2 protein-coding genes are annotated in these 3,254 nt (G+C 72.4%); both read right to left on the reverse strand.

Annotated elements, in window-relative coordinates:
* A partial coding sequence (locus Q0L15_RS16560; RefSeq protein ID WP_296605554.1) for a glycosyltransferase family 39 protein occupies positions 1–1,205 on the reverse strand: 1,205 nt, incomplete at its 3' end.
* A gap of 25 nt (positions 1,206–1,230) precedes the next feature.
* A complete protein-coding gene (locus tag Q0L15_RS16565; protein ID WP_296605555.1) occupies positions 1,231–3,057 on the reverse strand; it encodes a long-chain fatty acid--CoA ligase in 1,827 nt (608 codons plus the stop codon).
* Positions 3,058–3,254 lie beyond the last annotated feature (197 nt).

Genomic DNA, 3,254 nt, shown 5'->3' on the forward strand with positions numbered 1-3,254 from the left:
TCGTGCACGCGCACGGGCAGGCTCCAGAGATCGGGGTAGGGGCTGTGCAGGCCGGCAGACTGCAGGATGTTCGCGGCGCCGAACGCCACCACGGCGGTGTCGCCCGGGCGGGCATGGCGGTCGAGCCAGGCGACGGCGGGCGCCTCGGCTCGTTCGACGGGGTCGATGAGCACCCAGGTCAGGGCGACGGCGGTCGAGGCCGCGAGCACGGCGTACGACGCGCGCAGCAGCCGGTCGGGGCGCGGCCCGGCCTGCAGCGCGGCCGCGGTGAGGAGCACGAGTCCGGGGATCAGCCCCATCAGGTAGTGCAGCCAGTAGCTGCCGCCCGCCAGGACCACCAGGGCCTCCCAGGTCAGCACGGCGAGGGCGGGCCAGCGCAGGCCGGTGCGGGTCCGCAGCCGGCGGGCCAGCGCCACGGCCAGCAGCGGCAGTCCGGTGCCGAGCAGCGCGAGCACGAGTCCGCCGAGCCGGTGGGTGGTGGCCGAGGTCGCGGACTGCGTGATGACCGCGCCGGCGTCCTGGCGGAAAACCACGACCGCCTGCCAGAGCTCGTCGGGGGCGGTGCCGCGGGTGGCGGCCAACGCCACGGCGACGGCGAAGGTCGTGACGGCGCCGGCGGCCACCGCGGCCAGCGCGGCGTGCCGGCGCCGCAGCAGGAGCAGCACGGCCGCCAGCACGAAGACGTCGAGGAGGCTCTGCTTGACCAGGGCCCCACAGGCACCGAGTGCGCCGGCGAGCAGCGCCCAGCGCAGCCAGTCGTCGTTGTTGGCCGCGGCAAGCACGGCCGCGCTGCCGCCGATCAGGAACGGCAGCCCCAGCAGCTCGCCGTTCACGACCGTGCTGCCGAACAGCGGGGTGCACACGAGCACCGCGGCGGTGGCGGCCGTGGGCACTGGCGCGTCGGCGGCGAGGCGGCCGACCAGGCCGGCGAGGAGCACGGTGGCGACGACGGCCACGATGCCGACGCCGCGGACCACCCACTCCGATCCGCCCAGGGCGTCGGCCAGGGAGAAGATCGCGACCAGCAGCGGCGGACGGTCGACGAAGTAGTCGCCGTACAACGAGGACCCGGGCGACCACTGGCCGCCGAGGATCAGCAGGCCACCCTCGTCGGGGCTGAGCGCCCGGCCGGCGAAGGGCAGCCAGACGGCACCGCTCAGGACCGCCAGGGCGGTCACCCACCACCGAGGGGACCACCACCGCACACGGCGACCCTATCGCCGGTGACGGTCAGCCGTAGAGACGATCCAGCACGTCGGCGTACTTGGTGTTGACCACGCGCCGCTTGAGCTTGAGCGTCGGTGTGAGCTCCTCGGACTCGGCCGTCCACTCGACCGGCAGCAGCTCGAAGGACTTGACCTGCTCAGGGCGCGAGAGTCGCGAGTTCGCCTCGTCGACGGCCTGCTGCGCCATCGCCCGGATCTCGGGCTTCTCCGCGAGGTCGGCCAGGTCGGTGAACTCGATGCCCATCTGCTGGGCGATGACCGGCGCCACCTCGCCGTCGAGGGTGAGGATCGCGACGACGTACGGACGCCCGTCGCCGATCGCCATCGCGTGGCCGACGATCGGGGACTCCTTGAGGTAGCCCTCGATGTTGGACGGCGCGATGTTCTTGCCGGCGGAGGTGATGATCAGCTCCTTCTTGCGGTCGACGATCGAGAAGAAGCCGTCGTCGTCGAGGGTGCCGATGTCGCCGGTGTGCACCCAGCCGTCCTCGTCGATGAGCGCGCGGGTGGCGTCCCCCTGCAGGTGGTAGCCGGGCGTCACCACGGGGCCGCGCACGAGCACCTCGTTGTCCTCGCCGAGCTTGACCTCCATGCCGGGAGTGGCGCGACCGACGGTGCCGAGCTTGAAGCCGCCGGGTCCGTTGGCGGTGATCGCTCCGCAGGTCTCGGTCATGCCGTAGACGTCGAAGACCTTCAGCCCGAGGCCGGCCATGAACCGCGCGACGTCGATCGGCATCGGCGCCGCGGCCGAGCCGGCCCAGGTGACCTGGTCGAGACCGAGGAGCAGCTTGAGGAACCCGAGGATCTGCTCCTCGGCCGAGCGGTAGGCCTCCTCGATCTCCGGCGTCATCGTGCCGCCGACCTCCTGGGCCGCGACCCAGGCCTGCGCGGCGGCCATCGCGTCCTGGACCATCTTCACGTTCGCGGGGTCGGGGTCGGCGGCGAGCTTGGCGGAGAGGCCGGTCTTGATCTTCTCCCAGACGCGCGGCACGCCGAAGAAGCTCGTCGGGTGCACCTCGCCGAGTGCGGCCAGCAGGCCGGACGGGTCGCTGATCGCGTGCATGTGGCTGCCCTGGATCTGCGGACCGTAGAGGCCGAGCACCCGCTCGGCGATGTGGGCGAGCGGCAGGTAGCTGATGGCGGTCTGCGCCTCGTGCAGGCCCGCGGCCTCGAGCGTGCTCAGCGCCTCGTACATCACGTTGGCGTGGGTGAGCACCACGCCCTTGGGGTTCCCGGTGGTGCCGGACGTGTAGAGGATCGTCGCCGGGGCGTCGGCCTCGAGGTCGCGCCCGCGGGCGGCCACCTCGTCGCCGTGCTCGGCCCGGTAGGCCCGGCCGGCGGCCACCAGGTCGTCCCACTCCTGGCCGAGCATCACGACCTTGCGGATGCTCGTCGTGTCCTCCAGCGCCTTGGCCCAGCGGGCCCGGTGGTCGTCGTTCTCGAGGATCACCGCCGTCGGCTGGGCGTGGGCGGCGACGTACGCGACCTGCTCCTGGGACAGCGTGTTGTAGATCGACATCGGGGTCGCGGCCGCGTGGACCGCCCCCATGTCGGCGAGGAAGTGCTCGATCCGGTTGGTCGACATGATCGCGACGGTGTCGCCCGGCTGGACGCCGGCGGCCATCAGCCCCGCGGCGACGTCGAGCGCCAGCTCCCGGGTCTGCGCCCAGGTGATCGTCCGCCACGCCTCACCGTCCGGCACCTCGTGCTTGTCGGAGTACGCCGGCCTGTCGGCGTGCGTGCTCGCGGTCTCGGCCAACGCGTCGACCAGCGTCCGGCCGGCCACCGCCGCCTCGATCCTGGCGCGCTCGGAGAGGACGTCGTTGCTCATCTGGTGCTCCCTGGGGTCGACGGGCGTGGCGTGGGTCACAGCCTCCCGTCCCGGACGATTCTTGTCGAGTGCCCTGTCAGATCGGGGGGCGGTGGTCGAGCTCGTCGGGCCACTCGACATCGGTCGCCCGCGCCGCCGGAGACGACCCTGCCGTCGAGGGAAGGGGCGGAACTTAATACATATGTAGTTAGCTGACG

It is taken from the genome of Nocardioides sp., from assembly GCF_024509035.1.
GTDB lineage: Bacteria > Actinomycetota > Actinomycetes > Propionibacteriales > Nocardioidaceae > Nocardioides.

What these genes read in the sequence shown, in the direction of transcription:
- Q0L15_RS16565 (WP_296605555.1), bottom strand. Translation starts at nt 3,057, where the DNA reads ATGAGCAACGACGTCCTCTCCGAGCGCGCCAGGATCGAGGCGGCGGTG.